Origin of the sequence: Amycolatopsis mediterranei (assembly GCF_026017845.1) — a bacterium.
GTDB classification, from domain to species: Bacteria; Actinomycetota; Actinomycetes; order Mycobacteriales; family Pseudonocardiaceae; genus Amycolatopsis; species Amycolatopsis mediterranei.
Map to the genome: position 1 here is coordinate 132,983 of NZ_CP100416.1, position 15,609 is coordinate 148,591.

17 protein-coding genes are annotated in these 15,609 nt (G+C 71.4%); 8 read left to right on the forward strand and 9 right to left on the reverse strand.

Features of this window, described 5'->3' with window-relative positions; genetic code table 11:
* Window positions 1-125 precede the first annotated feature (125 nt).
* The 3 genes from ISP_RS00650 (at window position 126) to ISP_RS00660 (ending at window position 2,131) form a co-directional block, all read left to right on the forward strand.
* Window positions 126-479, forward strand: coding sequence for a DUF952 domain-containing protein (locus ISP_RS00650; RefSeq protein WP_071831628.1), 354 nt, complete (start codon window positions 126-128; stop codon window positions 477-479).
* Between the two features lie 312 nt (window positions 480-791).
* Window positions 792-1,304, forward strand: coding sequence for a SigE family RNA polymerase sigma factor (locus ISP_RS00655; RefSeq protein WP_013222096.1), 513 nt, complete (start codon window positions 792-794; stop codon window positions 1,302-1,304).
* A complete protein-coding gene (locus ISP_RS00660) occupies window positions 1,301-2,131 on the forward strand; it encodes a hypothetical protein (protein WP_013222097.1) in 831 nt (276 codons plus the stop codon). The genes ISP_RS00655 and ISP_RS00660 overlap by 4 nt, the downstream gene beginning before the upstream one ends.
* A 66-nt stretch (window positions 2,132-2,197) precedes the next feature.
* On the opposite strand, the gene ISP_RS00665 is transcribed toward ISP_RS00660, so the two are convergent.
* From ISP_RS00665 to ISP_RS00675, 3 genes are all read right to left on the reverse strand, one after another.
* On the reverse strand, window positions 2,198-2,752 hold the full coding sequence (locus ISP_RS00665) for a ferritin (protein WP_034284940.1): 555 nt from the start codon (window positions 2,750-2,752) through the stop codon (window positions 2,198-2,200).
* Between the two features lie 144 nt (window positions 2,753-2,896).
* Window positions 2,897-4,081, reverse strand: coding sequence for an arginine deiminase (locus tag ISP_RS00670; protein WP_014466510.1), 1,185 nt, complete (start codon window positions 4,079-4,081; stop codon window positions 2,897-2,899).
* Window positions 4,082-4,122: 41 nt separating this feature from the next.
* A complete protein-coding gene (locus ISP_RS00675) occupies window positions 4,123-4,935 on the reverse strand; it encodes a CPBP family intramembrane glutamic endopeptidase (RefSeq protein ID WP_013222100.1) in 813 nt (270 codons plus the stop codon).
* Between the two features lie 22 nt (window positions 4,936-4,957).
* Here ISP_RS00675 and ISP_RS00680 point away from each other — a divergent pair, with 22 nt between their 5' ends.
* Window positions 4,958-5,419, forward strand: a complete 462-nt coding sequence (locus tag ISP_RS00680; RefSeq protein WP_013222101.1) for a PPOX class F420-dependent oxidoreductase — start codon at window positions 4,958-4,960, stop codon at window positions 5,417-5,419.
* Here the strand turns inward: ISP_RS00680 and ISP_RS00685 are convergent.
* Window positions 5,411-6,205, reverse strand: coding sequence for a DUF2470 domain-containing protein (locus ISP_RS00685; protein WP_013222102.1), 795 nt, complete (start codon window positions 6,203-6,205; stop codon window positions 5,411-5,413). The two genes, ISP_RS00680 and ISP_RS00685, sit on opposite strands and share 9 nt — an antisense overlap.
* 154 nt (window positions 6,206-6,359) lie before the next feature.
* Between ISP_RS00685 and ISP_RS00690 the strand changes: the two genes are divergently transcribed.
* Window positions 6,360-7,385 carry a hypothetical protein gene (locus tag ISP_RS00690; RefSeq protein WP_013222103.1) on the forward strand — a complete coding sequence of 342 codons (1,026 nt, stop codon included), beginning with the start codon at window positions 6,360-6,362 and terminating at the stop codon, window positions 7,383-7,385.
* A 313-nt stretch (window positions 7,386-7,698) separates the two neighbouring features.
* On the opposite strand, the gene ISP_RS00695 is transcribed toward ISP_RS00690, so the two are convergent.
* Window positions 7,699-8,139 carry a hypothetical protein gene (locus tag ISP_RS00695; protein WP_161790924.1) on the reverse strand — a complete coding sequence of 147 codons (441 nt, stop codon included), beginning with the start codon at window positions 8,137-8,139 and terminating at the stop codon, window positions 7,699-7,701.
* Between the two features lie 196 nt (window positions 8,140-8,335).
* On the opposite strand from ISP_RS00695, the gene ISP_RS00700 reads away from it, so the two are divergent.
* Window positions 8,336-9,553: an MFS transporter gene (locus ISP_RS00700; RefSeq protein WP_013222105.1), complete on the forward strand. Its 1,218-nt coding sequence runs from the start codon at window positions 8,336-8,338 to the stop codon at window positions 9,551-9,553.
* Here the strand turns inward: ISP_RS00700 and ISP_RS00705 are convergent.
* The 3 genes from ISP_RS00705 to ISP_RS00715 all read right to left on the reverse strand — a co-directional run bounded on the left by ISP_RS00705 (window position 9,550) and on the right by ISP_RS00715 (window position 13,351).
* Window positions 9,550-10,290, reverse strand: coding sequence for a hypothetical protein (locus ISP_RS00705; RefSeq protein ID WP_013222106.1), 741 nt, complete (start codon window positions 10,288-10,290; stop codon window positions 9,550-9,552). The two genes, ISP_RS00700 and ISP_RS00705, sit on opposite strands and share 4 nt — an antisense overlap.
* On the reverse strand, window positions 10,290-12,098 hold the full coding sequence (locus ISP_RS00710; RefSeq protein WP_013222107.1) for a substrate-binding and VWA domain-containing protein: 1,809 nt from the start codon (window positions 12,096-12,098) through the stop codon (window positions 10,290-10,292). Before ISP_RS00710 ends, ISP_RS00705 begins: the two co-directional genes overlap by 1 nt.
* A gap of 80 nt (window positions 12,099-12,178) precedes the next feature.
* The gene (locus ISP_RS00715; RefSeq protein ID WP_013222108.1) at window positions 12,179-13,351 is read right to left on the reverse strand and encodes a homogentisate 1,2-dioxygenase; all 1,173 of its coding nucleotides are present in this window, start codon (window positions 13,349-13,351) and stop codon (window positions 12,179-12,181) included.
* A gap of 85 nt (window positions 13,352-13,436) precedes the next feature.
* Here ISP_RS00715 and ISP_RS00720 point away from each other — a divergent pair, with 85 nt between their 5' ends.
* Complete coding sequence (locus tag ISP_RS00720; protein ID WP_063606955.1) at window positions 13,437-14,291, forward strand: hypothetical protein; 855 nt, start codon at window positions 13,437-13,439, stop codon at window positions 14,289-14,291.
* Window positions 14,288-14,932: an IclR family transcriptional regulator gene (locus tag ISP_RS00725; protein ID WP_013222110.1), complete on the forward strand. Its 645-nt coding sequence runs from the start codon at window positions 14,288-14,290 to the stop codon at window positions 14,930-14,932. Before ISP_RS00720 ends, ISP_RS00725 begins: the two co-directional genes overlap by 4 nt.
* On the opposite strand, the gene ISP_RS00730 is transcribed toward ISP_RS00725, so the two are convergent.
* On the reverse strand, window positions 14,929-15,591 hold the full coding sequence (locus tag ISP_RS00730; protein ID WP_013222111.1) for a DUF998 domain-containing protein: 663 nt from the start codon (window positions 15,589-15,591) through the stop codon (window positions 14,929-14,931). The genes ISP_RS00725 and ISP_RS00730 overlap by 4 nt on opposite strands.
* Window positions 15,592-15,609: the final 18 nt, after the last annotated feature.

Consider the following 15,609-nt stretch of genomic DNA (forward strand, 5'->3'; position numbering starts at 1 on the left):
CGTCGGCGAGCGTCGGATCGTCGGTGCACGCCGCGGTCCTCCGCCCGCTCGATGAGCGTTCAACCAGGCATTATGTGGCGCACGAGACACCGCCGCCGGATCGCGGCGGTGGGACGATTCTCTGCGTGATACTTCACATCTGTGGGGCGGCCGAGTGGGCCGAAGTGGCTGAAGACGGCGAGTACCGGCCGTCTTCACTGGGGGAAGTCGGGTTCATCCACTGTTCCGACTTCGGCACAGCCAACCTGCCGGCCAACATCCGCTACCGGGGTCGCACCGACCTGGTACTCCTCGAGATCGACCCGGCGAAGGTCGGCTCGCCGGTCCGCTGGGAAGACGGCGTTCCGCCGCATCCGGAGGGGATCTGGTTCCCGCACGTCTACGGCCCGATCCCGCACGCGGCGGTCGTCGGCGTGCACGAATTCCGTGAGTCCGAAGGCGGCGGTTTCCGGCTGCCCGACTCGCTCGCCCACCGCTGACGTGGGCAGACAATCACCCGGCCGAGCGATCACGAACTCGGCTGGGAACGCGGGCAACCTGAGGGGGCTGTGATGCGTGTTGGGGAGGAAAGCGGTTCGGCTTCCGGCTACCCGACCCCGATGGGAGGCGATACGGTGACCGCTGCGGCACCCGTCTTCACCGGGGGAGATGCTGTGTCGACCGGTGACGATCCGACCGGCAGCCACGGCGGAACGGGTACCGGTGAGTGGATTGACGCCGGGCCGTGTCCGCCTGCTTTCGGCCGGATCGTCACCCCGGTGACCAGCGCAGGCCGAGGGAGGGCCGCGACGTTGCCTGGCGAGTTCGTCGACTTCGGCGACTTCGTGCAGGCCACCTTGCCGGGCTTGCTGCGGTACGGCCACGCGCTCACCGGAAACCCGCACGACGCGGCGGATCTGGTGCAGACCGTGCTGGAGAAGATCGGTTCGCGGTGGACCTACGTCCACGAAAAGACGGGCGACCCGCTGGCCTACGTCCGCCGGTCGATGGCGAACGCGCACGTGAGCCGCTGGCGCCGGACGCGCCGCGAGAACCTCGTCGCGGACCTGCCGGACACCAGCCCGCACGTGCCGGCGGACCCGTTCGAGCACGAGCCGCTGTGGCGTGCGTTACGAACGCTGCCGCCGAGACAACGGGCCGTGATGGTGCTGCGTTACTACGAAGGTCTCTCGGAAGCGGAGATCGCCGGGGTCCTCGGAATCACCCAGGGCACCGTGAAGAGCCAGGCCAGCAAGGCGATCGCGTCGTTGCGGATGAAGCTGAAGTCGGTCGACGGCGAAGGCGAAGGGAGTGGTGCGGGTTGAACATCTCCGAGGACGAACTGGAGCAGCGCCTGCGCGCGCTGTTCGCCGACGAGCGGCTGGACTTGCCCCCGCCGCCGGACGCCGGCACCGTCATCGTCACCGGTGCGCGGCGCCGTCGGCGCCGCCGCCACACCGTGCAGGCCGTGGCCGGGGTGGCGGCCGCCGTGGTCGCCGTCGCCGGTGGGCTGACCATGTTCCGGCTCCACACCGAGGACGGCACCGCCGTGATCTCCGTCCCGGGCACCGGAGCCGACTCCAAGCCACCCGAAAACCTCACGCAGGGCCGGCCGCCGGAGCCTTCGGCGCCCGGCCCGACCGGAACTCAGAGCATCCAGGCTTCCGCACCGCCGGGAGCGTCGACGTCGTCTCCGCCGCCGAAGCGGCCGTCGTCCGCCCCGTCGCCGTCCACGCTCGCCGCCGTGACCAGCGGACCGCTGCTCGCGGCCGACGGCTTCGGCAGGCTCAAGCTCGGCATGTCCGAGGCCGACGTGGCCGCGCAGACCATCACGCTCAGCGACGCGCAGGCCGGAGCCGGCTGCACCGTCTACAAAGCACAGGGCAGCGGGCTTCCCGCGTCCGCGAGCGTCGTCATTTCGAAGGCGGCCGGGCTCGTCGTCGTCACCCCGGACGTGGCCGCGCACACCGCCGAGGGCATCGGCGCCAGGTCCACCAAGGACCAGATCCTCGCCGTCTACCCCGCGGCCGAGGAAGAAACCGGCGGCGTGGTCGCCCCGGCCGGCCCTGCCGCCGAATACCACTTCCGGCTCGACCAGACCGGCGTCGTGCAGACGAGCCTGACGAGCCTCACCCAGGACTGCGCCGGCTGAGAGCCGGCCGCATGCAGAAACCCGGGCTGTCCACAGGGGGAGAGCCCGGGTTTCGTGCTTCGTGTGTCAGAGCTTGCCGCCGGCCACCGGCGGCATCTGGGAGTCGGTGCCGCTGTCGCCGACGGACTCGCGGGCCAGGTGGTTCTCGACCTCGAACAGGTTGCCGTTCGCGCGCTTGACGACGTTCAGCAGCGTGTTCATCTGCGAGATCTCTTCGACCTGCTCCTTGAGGAACCACTGCGTGAACTGCTCGCTGATGTAGTCCTCTTCGGCGCGCGCCGCCTTGACCATCGCGGAGATGTCGGCGGCGACCTCCTTCTCCTGGTTCAGCGCGAGCTCGATGAGCTCGGTGACGCCGGAGAAGTCGTTGCGCACCTCCCCGGTGCCGGGGATCTCGACGTGGTGATCGCGGTCGAGCATGTACTGCACGAGCGCCATCGCGTGGTTGCGCTCCTCGACGGACTGCTTGTAGAAGTGCTTCGCCAGCTGCGGCAGGTCCTCGGCGTCGAACCACACCGCGAGCGCGATGTACTGCTGGGACGCGTTGAACTCGTTGTGGATCTGCGCCTGCAGCAGTTCGAAGAACTTCGAGCGCGGCTCTTTCTTCTTGGTGAGGGCCATGACCACCACGATACGGCAGAATTCGATTTCCGACCACTTCCGGCTGGTGATCTTCCCCCTATTAGGTTTACCATTCCTAAAGAAGACTCACCTAATTTAAGTAAGCCTTCCCTAAAAGCCTGCGCTCTTTAGGGAAGGCTCCCATTACAGCGGATCGCGGCGGACCGGGCAGGACATGCACCGCGGCCCGCCCCGGCCGGAGCCGAGTTCGGAGCCCGCGATCGGCAGCACCTCGATGCCCGCCGCTTCCAGCCGCTCGTTCGTCTCGGCGTTCCGCTCGTAGCCGACGACCACGCCGGGCGCCAATGCGAGGGTGTTGTTGCCGTCGTCCCACTGCTCGCGTTCGGCCGTCACGGGGTCGAGCCCGGTGTCGATGACGCGCAGCCGGTCGATCTCCATCGCTTCGGCCGCGGCCACCAGGAACGGCGCCGGGCCGGCCACCTTCACCCCGCCGTCGCCGGTCGGGCGCAGCGTGAACGCCGTCAGCGAGTCGCGGGCGAGCGGGTACATCACCACCGCGTCGGCGTCGACCATCGTGCACACGGTGTCGAGGTGCATGGTCGCGCGGGACTGCTCGATCGGCACCGCCAGCACGGTGTGCGCGATGCCGTCGGCGAACACCGACCGGGCGAGCGACTCCGCGCCGGCCGCCGTCGTCCGCTCGCCGACGCCGATGGCGAGCACGCCCGGCGCCAGCAGCATCACGTCGCCGCCTTCGATCGGCGCGGAATGGGCGCCGTACGCGCGGGCCGCGTGGCGGAACTGCGGGTGATAGGCGTAGACCAGGTCGAGCACCGCGGTTTCGCGGCGGCGTGCGGGCATGGTCAGGGACGAAATCGCCACCCGGTCGGCGATCCACACCGACGAGTCGCGGGTGAACAGCAGGTTCGGCAGCGGATCGACGGCGAAGTCGTGCGGGTGGTTCATCATCCGCACCAGCGACGCGCCCTCCGCCGACGGCAGCTCCTCGAACGTCATCCCGGCCATCAGCACCTCGGCGAGGCCGGCCGCGTCGACGCTCGACAGGTGCGAACGCAGGGAGTCGGCCAGGTCCCCGCCGAGCCGCCGGTCGTCGACCGCCGCGTGCACGCCCGCCGCGTGCGCCCGGTCGTCGTCCAGGGCCGTCCGCAGCGCGTCGGCCAGCAGCAGGACCTCGACGCCGCGGTTGCGCAGCACCTCGGCGAACGCATCGTGCTCGGCTTGGGCGCGGCCGACCCACGGGATCGAATCGAACAGGAGCTGGTCGTTGTTGCGGGGCGTCAGCCTTTTGAGCTCGTTGCCGGGCCGGTGCAGCAGCACCGCGCGCAGGGGTCCGACTTCGCTGTCCACCCGGGGAGGTGCCGTTTCGTCGATCACCCCCCGGATCTTAGTCAGGGAAGCCAGGAAACGTGCCCCTTCAGCAGGGCATATCCGACGAAGGACACGAAGTCGAACAGCGTGTGCGCGGCGATCAGCGGCCACAGCCGGTTCGTCTTCTGCCACAGCCGGCCGAACACCAGGCCCATGATGAAGTTGCCGACGAACCCGCCGAACCCCTGGTACAGGTGGTACGACCCGCGCAGCACGGCCGCGCCGAACACGGCGTTGTTCTCCCGGACGCCGAGCTGGCGCAGCCGCGTCAGCAGGTAGCCGATGACCAGGACTTCCTCGGCGAAGGCGTTGCCGAACGCCGACAAGGTCAGCGTGATCGGCCGCCACCACGTATCGCCCAAAGTGGACGGTTGTACCGCCAGGCTGAACCCGAGGTGGTAGGAGACGAAGTAGAGCGCGAGGCCGGGGATCCCGATCGCCGCGGCCAGCCCGAGCGTCAGGAGCGTGTCGTAGCCCGCCGACCGGCGGTCCAGCCCCAGCCGGCTGATCTTGATGCCCGCGCGCCACAGCAGGTACAGCCCCAGCGCGCCCCAGCCGACCAGCTGCGCCGCCGACAGCAGCTGCTTGAGCAGGTCGATCAGGCTGGCCGCGGCCTGCGGCACGTTCAGCTGCGCCTGCTGCTGGGCCAGCGGCACCGGCTGCAGCAGCGAGTCCACAAGGGACAGCAGGCTGCGCACCCCGGACAGGCCGAGCGTGATGCCGAAGACGATCAGCAGCTCGAGCTTGATCGCGCGGCGCTCGGCCGGGTCCTCGACCGTGGCGGGGAACTCGGGGCGGTCCGGCGCCAGCCACGATCGCGCGGTGAACGTCATGGACGCACGCTACCTTCGGGGTATGCCGAGGAGCATCGCCACCAACGAAACCGTCGACCGCGCCGCGCTGGTCGAGTTCCTGTCGACCCGCCACCGCGCGATCCTGCTGACCACGAAGGCCGACGGCGGCCCGCAGCTCTCGCCGGTCACCTGCGGCGTGGACGCCGAGGGCAGGCTGGTCGTCTCGACCTACCCGAAGCGCGCGAAGGTCGTGAACGTCAAGCGCAACCCGGACGTCTCCGCCTGCATCCTGTCCGACGAGTGGAACGGCCAGTGGGTGCAGCTGAACGGCACCGCGGAGGTGCTGGACGTCCCGGATTCGGTCGAGCCGCTCGTGGACTACTTCCGCAGCATTTCGGGCGAACACCCGGACTGGGACGAATACCGCGAGGCCATGGTCAAGCAGGGCAAGAGCATCATCCGCGTCACCATCGAGAGCTGGGGGCCGATCGCGAAGGGTGGCTTCCCCGCCGAACTAGCCTGACCGCCCGCGCAGGAACGGGCAGCCGACCAGCCGGCGCAGTTCCGACGCGAGCTGCGCCGGGCTTTCGACGGACTTCGAGAACGCCAGCCGCACGTCGTGGTCGCCCGTGTCGGATTCGACGCGCAGCCGCAGCCCGAACCGGTCGAGCCCGAGCGGGCGGATCCGGCCGCCGCGCAACGCCGACGGCAGGTGCTTCGCCAGCTGCTCGACGACGTCGGAGTGGTCGCTCTCCAGGTGCCGCAGCCACCCGGCTTCGTAGTCGTGGAACGGGTCGGGCGGCGCGGCGCTGAACATGTGCGGGCGCAGCGAGTGCGTTCCTTCGGCGTCGGCGAGCACGAGCGAAGCCGGGGTGAGCCGCAGCAGCGTGACGCCGTGGCCGACGTCGAGGAGCCGCTCGTCCGGCCGCGTCTCGGCGATCGCCACGGCCCGCGCGCGGGCCGAAACCGGCGAGAGCGGCCGCAGCCAGCCGGTGATCCACAACAGCCCGCGGATCGGTTCCCGCAGGTCGACCGGCGCCTGGTCGGCGACCTCGACCATCACGGCCAGCTCCCCGCGCTGGGCCTGCTTCGCCGCGCGGACCATCGGGTGGTCGTCGGCCAGCAGCACGCTGACGCTGCCACTGCGGTGCACGTGGTGCAGGACGGGGACGACGCGCTCGCCGTTGAGGTCGGCGCGGTCGCAGGTGGGCAGCAACGACGCGGGGCCGTTGCGGGTCGCGATCGTCTTGGCGCGCTCGGCGGGGTTCGGTGCCGGCGGGCGGCGGACGGATGTGGGGGCCTCGGTCACGGCTCACCTCCTACTTAGGTGAGCCTAACCTGAATCAACCGGTCTGGATAGTCGTGGCGATCGCGTCCTTTCCGCTGATCGGCGCATTTGGTAACGCCGGTGCCCACTTCGTCGAAAAGGCGGGTATCAGTGCCGACCCGGGTGGGGGCTCAGCGTGCCGATCGTCCCGCTTCCCGAACGCGTGCGCGCGTTCGAACTCGACCCCGCCATGCCGTCCGGCGCGCTGCCGATCTTCGGCGAGTACCTCGACCGCCTCGGCGACACCGCGAACCGGCGGCTGGTGGCCGGGTTCTTCCTGGTGTTCGGCATCGCCCAGTTCGTCGCCGGCGCGGGAGTCGCCCTGCCGGTCGGCACGTTCGCGCTGGCCGGCGCGATCGAAGGGTGGTGGCTCTACCGGGCGTACGACCGGGTGCCCGAGAGGCGGCTGAAGCGCGAAGCCTTCCGGCAGGTGGACGTCACCGCCGACGGCCTGGTCGCGGCCGGCCGGACGGTCGGCGTGCGCCTACCGGACGGCCGGTGGCTGCGCGTCCGGCTCGACGAAGCGCACCGGCTGCTGGTGGCCGGGCACCGGCGGGTCTGGCTGCTGGGGCGAGGCCCGAAGGTGTTCGTCGGCTTCCCCGGCGTGGTGCGGCTGCGCCGCGCCGCCATCCACGACGGGCCGCCACCGGGCGCGGCGCCGATCCCGGAACCGGCCGGCTCCGGTTCCCCGAGGCTCGATCCGGTGCTGACCGCCCACCGCCACCAGCTCGCCCGCGACCTGCGTCTGACAGCGGCGTTCCTGCTGGTCCTGGCCGCGTTCGCGGCCTGGGTCGGGCTCGACTTCCCGGTCGTGGGCTGGGTCGCGTGGCCGTTCGGGGTGGGCGTGCTGCTCGGTGCGTCGGTGACCGCGTTCCGCGCGATCGCCTACCGCCGTCCGCTCCCGGCGGACCACTGGACGGAGCTGCGCGCGGTCCTCGACGGCCCGGTCCGCATGAGCCGCCACGGCGCGGCGAGGCTGAGCGGCTTGACCATGCTGGCCGACGGCCGCGTGGTCCCGTTCCGCCTCCCCAAGGCGGACCCGTCGATGGCGGCGAACATCGCGGCGACGGGCCGCCTGTGGATCGCGGGTGCCCCGCGGCCGGGCGCGGCCAAGACGGGCCTGCCGGGCTACCCGGTGCTGGGCACGGTCTGGCTCGGCTGAGCGGCCCAGCCCGGCTGCCACGCGCCGGAGACGCGCTCGCTCGTCGCGAGGTGCCGCCGAGGGCGGCGAGGCCGGGGTGCGCGTTGCCCCGGCGCCACAGCAGGGAATGCGGGTACACCGGCACAGGCGCCTCGATCGGCACGCGCCGCAGGTCGTGCCCGGGCGGCCACCACACCCGGCTGCCCGCTCCGACCAAGGTCACACTTCCGCTCCAGCACGACCTCGGTGCCGAAGTTCGGCCTGGCCGCGTCGATCCCCAGGTCGAACGCGGCCGCGAATGCGGCGTAGCAGGCGCCCCACTCGGTCCCGGGCATCACGCCGGGCAGCCGGATCCGATGCCCGGCGAGCTCGGCCGGAGCCACCGAAGGCGCTCCGGCCCGCGGATGCCGGGAGCCGCACAACAGCTGGATCGGCTCGTCGAGCACCCACTGGGCATCGAGGTCCTCCGGCACCGCGACGACCGCGCGGAAGGAGGCATCGATCGAGCCTTCCGGAGCGCGGCGATCGCGGTGCCGAAGAGCGTCGCGACCTCCAACGGGACGGCCGGGTGCGTCTCGTGGAAGCCACGCAGCAGCGTGGCCGGGCACAGCCGCCGGCCGATGACGTCGACCCGGAGCGGCCCGCCGCGCACCGAGGCGAGCGCGCGCAGCTCGGCGGACAGCAGTTCGCGGGCGTAGATCAGCGCATCACCCAACGGCCGGGCGGCGAGCGGCTCGAGCAGCTGCGCCAGTCGGCCCTCAGAGGGTCCAGACATCCCCCGCCACTCCCAGGGGGGCGTCCCCAAGTCCAGTCTATCGGCGGATACCGACGGAAGGCCGAAAAGCCGACTCCGCAAGCAACGTTGTCCACATCCGGTGGCACGTGTGGACAACTGTGGTGCGCCGCGGCATATGGGGTGCGTCGCGGCATGTCGGTTGCCCTGCGTGGCCGTTGGCCGCTTTGATCTCCCGGTGATGCGCGGGCGGTCGCTGGGGCCGCGGTTCAGGTGGCTCTGGTCGGCTTACGCCGTGAGCGCGTTCGGGACGTGGCTCGGCTTCGGGGCCTTCCCGATGCTCGCCATCCTCATCCTGCACACCGGGCCCGCGGGCGTCTCGGCGCTCGCCGCCGTCGGGCCGGCCGTCGGTGCGCTCGTTGCCGTGCCGCTGGGGCCGTGGGTCGATCGGCGGCGGAAGCGGCCGGTCATGGTGGGCATGGATCTGGTCCGGTTCGGCGCGCTGGTCAGCGTTCCGGCCGCCTACGCCCTCGGCGTGCTGAGCTTCGGCCAGCTCCTGGCCGTCTCGGTGGTCGTCGCGGCCGCGGACATCACCTTCACCTCCGCCAGCGGTGCCTTCCTCAAGGGGCTGGTGCCGCCCGAAGACCTGCTCGTCGCGAACGGCCGGTTCGAGTCCACGAACTGGACCGCCACCGCGCTCGGGCCGCCGCTCGGCGGGGCCGCGTTCGCGCTGTTCGGGCCGGTGACGTCGGTGGTCGCCAACGCCGTCAGCTTCCTGCTCTCCGCGCTCGGGATCCGCGCGATCGGCGGGGACGACGAGCCGCGTCCGCGCACCGCCGGCCGGCCTCGCCTGCGCGACCTCGCCGACGGGTGGCGCTTCCTGCTGGCCCACCCGGGACTGCGGCCGCTGCTCTTCAACGCCATGGTGTTCAACGGCCTGGTCATGGCGATCGATCCGCTGCTGGCCGTGCTGATGCTGAACCAGCTCGGGTTCACGCCGTGGCAGTACGGGCTCGCGTTCGCCGTCCCGTGCCTCGGCGGGCTCGCCGGCTCGCGGCTGACCCCGCGGCTCGTCGAGCGGTTCGGCAGACACCCCGTCCTGCTGACGTCCGGCGCGGTCCGGGCGGGCTGGCTGCTCGCGCTGGCCTTCATCCCGGCCGGCCCCGGCGGACTGGTGTACGTCATGGTCGTCGAACTCGGCGTGATCGTCAGCTGCAGCGTCTTCAACCCGGTGCTCGCGACCTACCGGCTCGAGCAGCTCCCGCCGGACCGCATCGCCCGGACGCTCTCGGCGTGGTCGGTCAGCACGAAAGCGGCGATCGCCACGCTGACCGCGGTCTGGGGTCTGCTCGCCGGCCTCACCGGCCCGCGGGTGGCGATCGGCGTCGCCGGGGTCCTCGTGCTGGCGACGCCGCTGCTGCTGCCCCGCCGCGACCGGACGCCGGTGGCCGCCTAACCCAGCGACTTGCGCGTCGCCTGTTCGGTCTCCAGCACGCCCTGCCGGATGCCCTCCAGCTGGTCGCTCAGCTCCCGGACCGCGCCGGTGTCCACGGTGACGTCCGTCGTCGCCGCTGTCAGCTCCGCGACCCTGGCCACCAGGCTGTCCAAGCCGAGCGCGCCGGACTGCAGCTGGGCCAGCAGCTTGTCCCGGGCGCCGGACAGGCGGGCGTGCACGTCCGCCTGGGCCTGGACCGCCGTCAGTGCCTGCTCGAGGTCGCCGCGGACGTCGGGATTCGCCGTGCGCAAGTCGCGCTGCAGCCGACGTCGTTCGTGCGCGACGGCGTCGAGGTCGACCCTGGCCAGCGCCTGGCCGGTCGCGGACGCGCGGCCGGCCAACCGGCGCAGCGTCGAGAGCGTCTCCCGGACCACCGGCTCCATGTCCGCGACGCGCTCGGCGAGCGGGCCGGCGGCGAGGGAGGCGCTCAGCGAGCCGAATCCCTCGGCCGCGCTCTCGGCCCGGCGCAGCCAGTTCTCCTCGGCCGACCCGGGCGCGACGTCCAGCACCCGTGCTTCCCGCGCAGGAGGCTCTTCCTTTTCGCCGCCCAGCACCGCCACGCCCGCCCGCGCGGCGAGCACCGCCACCCCGACCCCGACGGCGGCGACGACCGGCAGCTGCACGGCCCACGCCACCCCGGCCGACGTGGCGGCGAGCAGCAGCCCCCACGGTTCGGCGAGCTCACGGGCGAACTTCATCAGAAATTGGAAATCACGGAGGTGAACACCTGGTTGATCGAGTCCGGTTTGGACGAATCGTACTCCGATCCCGCGGTCGCTTCGGCGATCTGCTTCAGCACGTTCTGATCGGCGTCGCCGCCGTAGGCGATCGTGAACAGCCGGACCGACTCCGCGTTGCCCTCCGGCCGCAGCTGCGGCACCAGGTGGTCGAGGTCGACGCCGCCGGGGTCCTCGTTGCGGCCGTCGGTGAGCACCACGACCGCGTTGATCGCCGACGGGTCGAGGTGCGCCTTCAGGTACTCGTACGCGGCCAGCGACGAGTCGTACAGCCCCGTGCCGGACTGGGGCGTCAGCCCGCTCAGCCGCGACGCCAGCGTCTCCTTGCCGTTGCTGCCGAGCGGCTGCACCGGGAGCAGTTCCTGGTAGTCCTTGTCGCCGTCGAGGTGGGTGGCGAACTGCCAGAGCCCGACCTGGTCCCGGGGCACGAACTGGCCGAGCGAGTCGATCGCGGCCTGCTTGGCCAGGTCGATCTTGCTCTTGCCGGTGCCCTTCACCTCGTCGCCCATCGAGCCCGAGACGTCCACGACCAGTAGCACGTTCGCCTTCTTGCGCAGGTCGGTCCACGTCGTCAGCAGCTTCGCCAGCACCGTCGGCGACGGCGGCTGCAGGAAGCTGATCTTCGCGTCCGGCTGGACGCCGTTCGCGGTGCTCGCCTGCGGACCCGGCTTCCCGTCGAACGACCGGAAGCCCAGCGCGGCGAACCGCTGCTGCGTCTCCGGCCCGCGCAGGTAGCCGAGGAAGTCCGCGGCGATCTGCTTGCGCGTCGGGTCGGCCCAGTTCAGCGTGACGAACGGGTGATCAGAGTTGAGCGTGCCGTCCGCCGGGTAGATCGCGACGATCGGCACCTTCGGCGGCGCGTGCTGGCCGACCTTCGCCGGGTCGTTCGTCGGGTTGCCCTGGTTGTAGCCGATCAGCGAGCTCTCCTCGACGGTCACCGCCGAGATGTAGGACAGCGCCGCACCGCGGTCGTCGGCCTTCTGCAGGTTGGTCAAGAAGGTCAGCGTGTTGTCGCCGTAGTGCACGATCGCCTGCTCGATGTTCGAGACGAATTGCTTGGCCTCGGGCTTCTCGAGCGCGGCCGCGGTGAGGTCGGACGACGTGCCGGTGGCCGCGTAGTACGCGCCGATGGTGGCGTTCAGCCCCGCGGTCGAGATGTTCGGGTTCGTCTTGCCGAGCCGGAACTTGCCCCACTCCGGGTGGCCGTACTTCGCCCAGCCCGCCGGGTCGGTGGCCAGCGCCGTGATGTCCTTCCAGCCGAGCGGCTTCGCCGGCCAGCCCAGCGCTTCGGCCATCGGCTTCGGCATGGCGATGGTCAGCGGCGAGTTCGCGATCGACTGCGGGTCGCCGTCCGGCACGATCGACGCCGAATCGCCCTTGGCGTTGACGCGCAGCAGGTTGACCCAGCCGCTCGCGGCCGGCGTCCAGACATCGGGGCGCGGCCCGTCCGTGGCCTCGTTCCAGCCGTTCGCCAGTGCCTGCATCGCCACGCCCGAAGACTTCGACTTCACGATCACGTCGACGCAGTGGCCGGCGACGGACCGCCCGGAGTAGGCCTTCGCGGCTTCTTGGACGATGCCGACCTTTTCCGGTGAAGAAGCGACGTTGAGCGCGATCGCGTCCGCGCCCGAGCATTTCGGCGCGTCGGCGTCGTCGCTCGAACCGCTGGTCCAGTACCGGATTCCGATGATCAGCGCGATGGCGACCACGATCGCGGCCAGGAAGGGGAGGATTTTTCTCCGGCGCCGTGCTGGTTGGGAATTGATCATCGAATCCTCCCCGTTCCGCCACCCGGAGTGCCATTATCCGGTCGGCGGAACGGGGCCGGGGCCGCGTTGCCGAAACTTGACTATGTCTTAGGGCCGCGGCGGGACCACGTCCACGCGTAACCGGGGTCTTCGGACGCGTCGGCGGCCTCGCCGAGCTCCAGCGGCGCGAACGTGTCGACCATGACCGCGGTCTCGTCGAAGAACTCCGCGCCGATCGACGCCTCCGCCGCGCCCGGCTGCGGGCCGTGCGTGAAGCCGGACGGGTGCAGCGAGAGCGAGCCGATCCCGATCCCCGAGCCCTTCCGGGCCTCGTAGTTGCCGCGGACGTAGAACATCAGCTCGTCGGAGTCGACGTTCGCGTGGTTGTACGGCACCGGGATCGCGCCCTCGTGGTAGTCGACCTTCCGCGGGCAGAAGGAGCAGACGACGAAGTTCGGGCCCTCGAACGTCTGGTGCACCGGCGGCGGCTGGTGGACGCGGCCGGTGATCGGCTCGAAGTCGTCGATGTTGAACACCCACGGGTAGAGGCAGCCGTCCCAGCCGACGACGTCGAAGGGGTGCGTCGCGTACGTGTAGCGGGTCAGCCCGGCGCGGTGGCGCACGAGCACCTCGACGTCCTCGCCGTCTTCCAGTAGCGGCTCCGACGGCCCGCGGATGTCGCGCTCGCAGTACGGCGAGTGCTCCAGGAACTGGCCCTTCGCCGACAGGTAGCGCTTGGGCGGCCCGATGTGGCCGCGCGCTTCGAGGGTGAAGAGGTTGACCTCGCCGTGGGGGACGACCCGGTAGGTGCAGGACGTCGGGATGACGACGTAGTCGCCGTCGCCGACCTCCAGCCTGCCGTAGATCGTCTCGAAGGTCGCGGAGCCGCCGTGGACGTAGAACAGCTCGTCGCCGGCCGCGTTGCGGTACAGCGGGCTGGGCGCGGTCGCCGTGACGAACCCGATGGTGACGTCGGAGTTGCCGAACAGCCGGCGCCGGTCGGTCACCGCGTCGGCTTCGCCGCCGAACTTGAGGTCCCGGGTCTGGAACGCCCGCGGCTTGAGCGGGTGGTTCGGGGTGAGCGAGCCGCGGTCCTCCTCGACCGCGACGGCGTCGACGATCGCCGTCGGCAGGCCGCGGTGGTAGAGCAGCGCGGAGTCGGCGGAGAAGCCCTCGACGCCCATCAGCTCTTCGGCGTAGAGGCCGCCGTCCGGCTTCCGGAACGCGGTGTGCCGCTTGCGCGGGAGCTCGCCTACTCGCCGGTAGTAAGGCATCGACGTCCCCTTCTGGCGTGTCCGTTGTGCGAACGATTTTGTCCTGATGTCGTACGCTACTAGCGTGTCAGTCGTGTCAAGCGCTGTGGAACTCACGCCCCCCGGCCCCCGTGGAATTCCTCCCCTGTTCGCGAGGCTCGTCGACGACTCGGCGCTCTTCCCTCCAGGCGATGCGGCCATGCCCGAAGCGCTGCGCGCGCACTTCGCCGGCCGGGACTCCGAACACGCCGGTGTACTGGGGGTTTTCCTCTGCCAGGCGTCGCGGCTGCCCGAGCTCATCACCGAGCTGATCAAGATCAAACCGAAGCAGCCGCTGCCGCTTTCGCTGATCATCGACACCGGCCTCGGCGGTGTCCCGAAGGCCATCTCGATCGTCGAGTCGCGCAGTGAGCTGCTCGCGTTGCGGATGGTCGAGATGCCCGCGCCCTCGGACGTCGACGAGGTGTGGCTGGAGCGCGTCTCCGAGTTCGTCCCCGAGGACGTCATCCGGGTGGTCGAGCCGCGGCGCGGCGTCGGCTGGCTCGAGGGCGTCCGGAAGGTGATCGAGCACGGCAGCTGGCCGAAGATCCGCTGCGGCGGGCAGGCCGGTGAGAACTTCCCCAGCGTCGACGAGGTGGCGGACTTCCTCGCCGTCGTCAGCGGGTCCGCCGGGGCGTCGTTCAAGGCGACCAACAGCCTGCACCGCGCGGTCCGGCACACCGACCCGGGCACCGGCTTCGTGCACCACGGCTTCCTCAACCTGCTCGTCGCCTCGGCGCGCAGCCTGGCCGGTGGCGACGTCCGGGCGGCGCTGGAGTCGACCGACGCCCAGGCGCTGGCCGACGAGGCCCGGGCGCTGTCCGAGCCGGCCGCGAAAGCCGTGCGGGCGCTCTTCGCGTCCTACGCGGCGGCGTCGTTCGAGCAGCCCGTCGCCGACATGGGCGAACTCGGCTTGCTGTGACCAGCCGGGAGGGGTCGCTGACGCTCGACCGCGGCTTGGCGCTGCTGCAGGCAGTGGCCGACGCCGGCGGCGACGCGGCGACCATCTCCGAGCTGGCGGTGGCCATCGGGGCCAGCCGCGCGGCCGTCTACCGGCTGCTCGTGCCGCTGTCCGAACGCGGCCTGGTCTGGCGGGACGGCACGAAGGTCCGGCTCGGCGTCGGGCTGCTCCGGCTGGCCGGGCAGGTGCTCCCGCAGCTGCGGGACGCGGCGGGCCCGGTGCTGCGCGAGCTGGCCGAGAAGGTCGGCGCGACCGCGCACCTGTCGGTCGCCCAGGGGACGCAAGCGCTTGCGGTGGCCGTCGTCGAGCCGTCGTGGACGAGTTTTCACGTCGCCTACCGCGTCGGCAGCCGGCACCAGCTGACCGCCGGTGCGGCGGGCAAGGCGATGACCCTGCGTCCCGGCGGCGACGGCTGGGTGACGTCGGCGGGCGAGCTCCAAGCGGGCGCGTCCGGCGTCGCGGCGCCCGTGCGCGGGGTGCCGGGGCTGCGGGCGAGCGTCGGCGTCGTCTCGATGGAGCCGCTGAAGGCCGCCGAAGTGGGTCCGCAGGTCGTCGCGGCCGCCACCCGGCTGGCCGACATCCTGAAGACGGACGCCCCCTAGCGCCGCGAGACCGCCAGCAGCGGCCGAACCATCGTCAGCAGCAGGGCGACGTCGACGGTGAACAGGAGGCGCTCGAAGAGGCCCAGCGTGATGTCCTGCTGGGCCGGCCCGAGGACGAGCGTCAGCACGAACCCGCCGAGCACCACGCCGACGCTGGCGAAGCTCGCCGTGGCCAGGCGCCGGATCGTCGTCCGGCGGGGTTCCCACGGGCAGCGCTCGCGGTCCTTCTTCGTCAGCACGAACGCGGCCGCGGGCAGCGTGATGAACGCCGTCAGGGCGGCGATGTTGTGGACCTGCCCGGCGAGCGAACGCGCCTGCCCGTCCGGGTCGACGGGCACCAGCCCGCAGACCAGCAGCCCGGCCGACCAGACGCCGAGCAGCACGCAGACGGCGGTGGTGCCCGGGCGGTGGGCCTTGGCGATCCCGGCGAGCAGGGCGACCGAGCCGAGGGACAGCGCCAGGCACATCACGCTGAACAGGGGAGCGGCCGAGGAGGTGCCGAGCTTGCCGTAGACGTACTCGGAGAGCGTCTGCCAGATCGGGCTGACCTGGGCGGACAGCCGCAGGTGCAGGTCGATCGAGATGGTCACGGCGAGGCCGATGCCGCCGAGCGCGACCCGGCCGTGCAGCGGCGAGACCGCGTTCGAGGGCTTGTTCACCTGGTGCTCTCCCTTTCG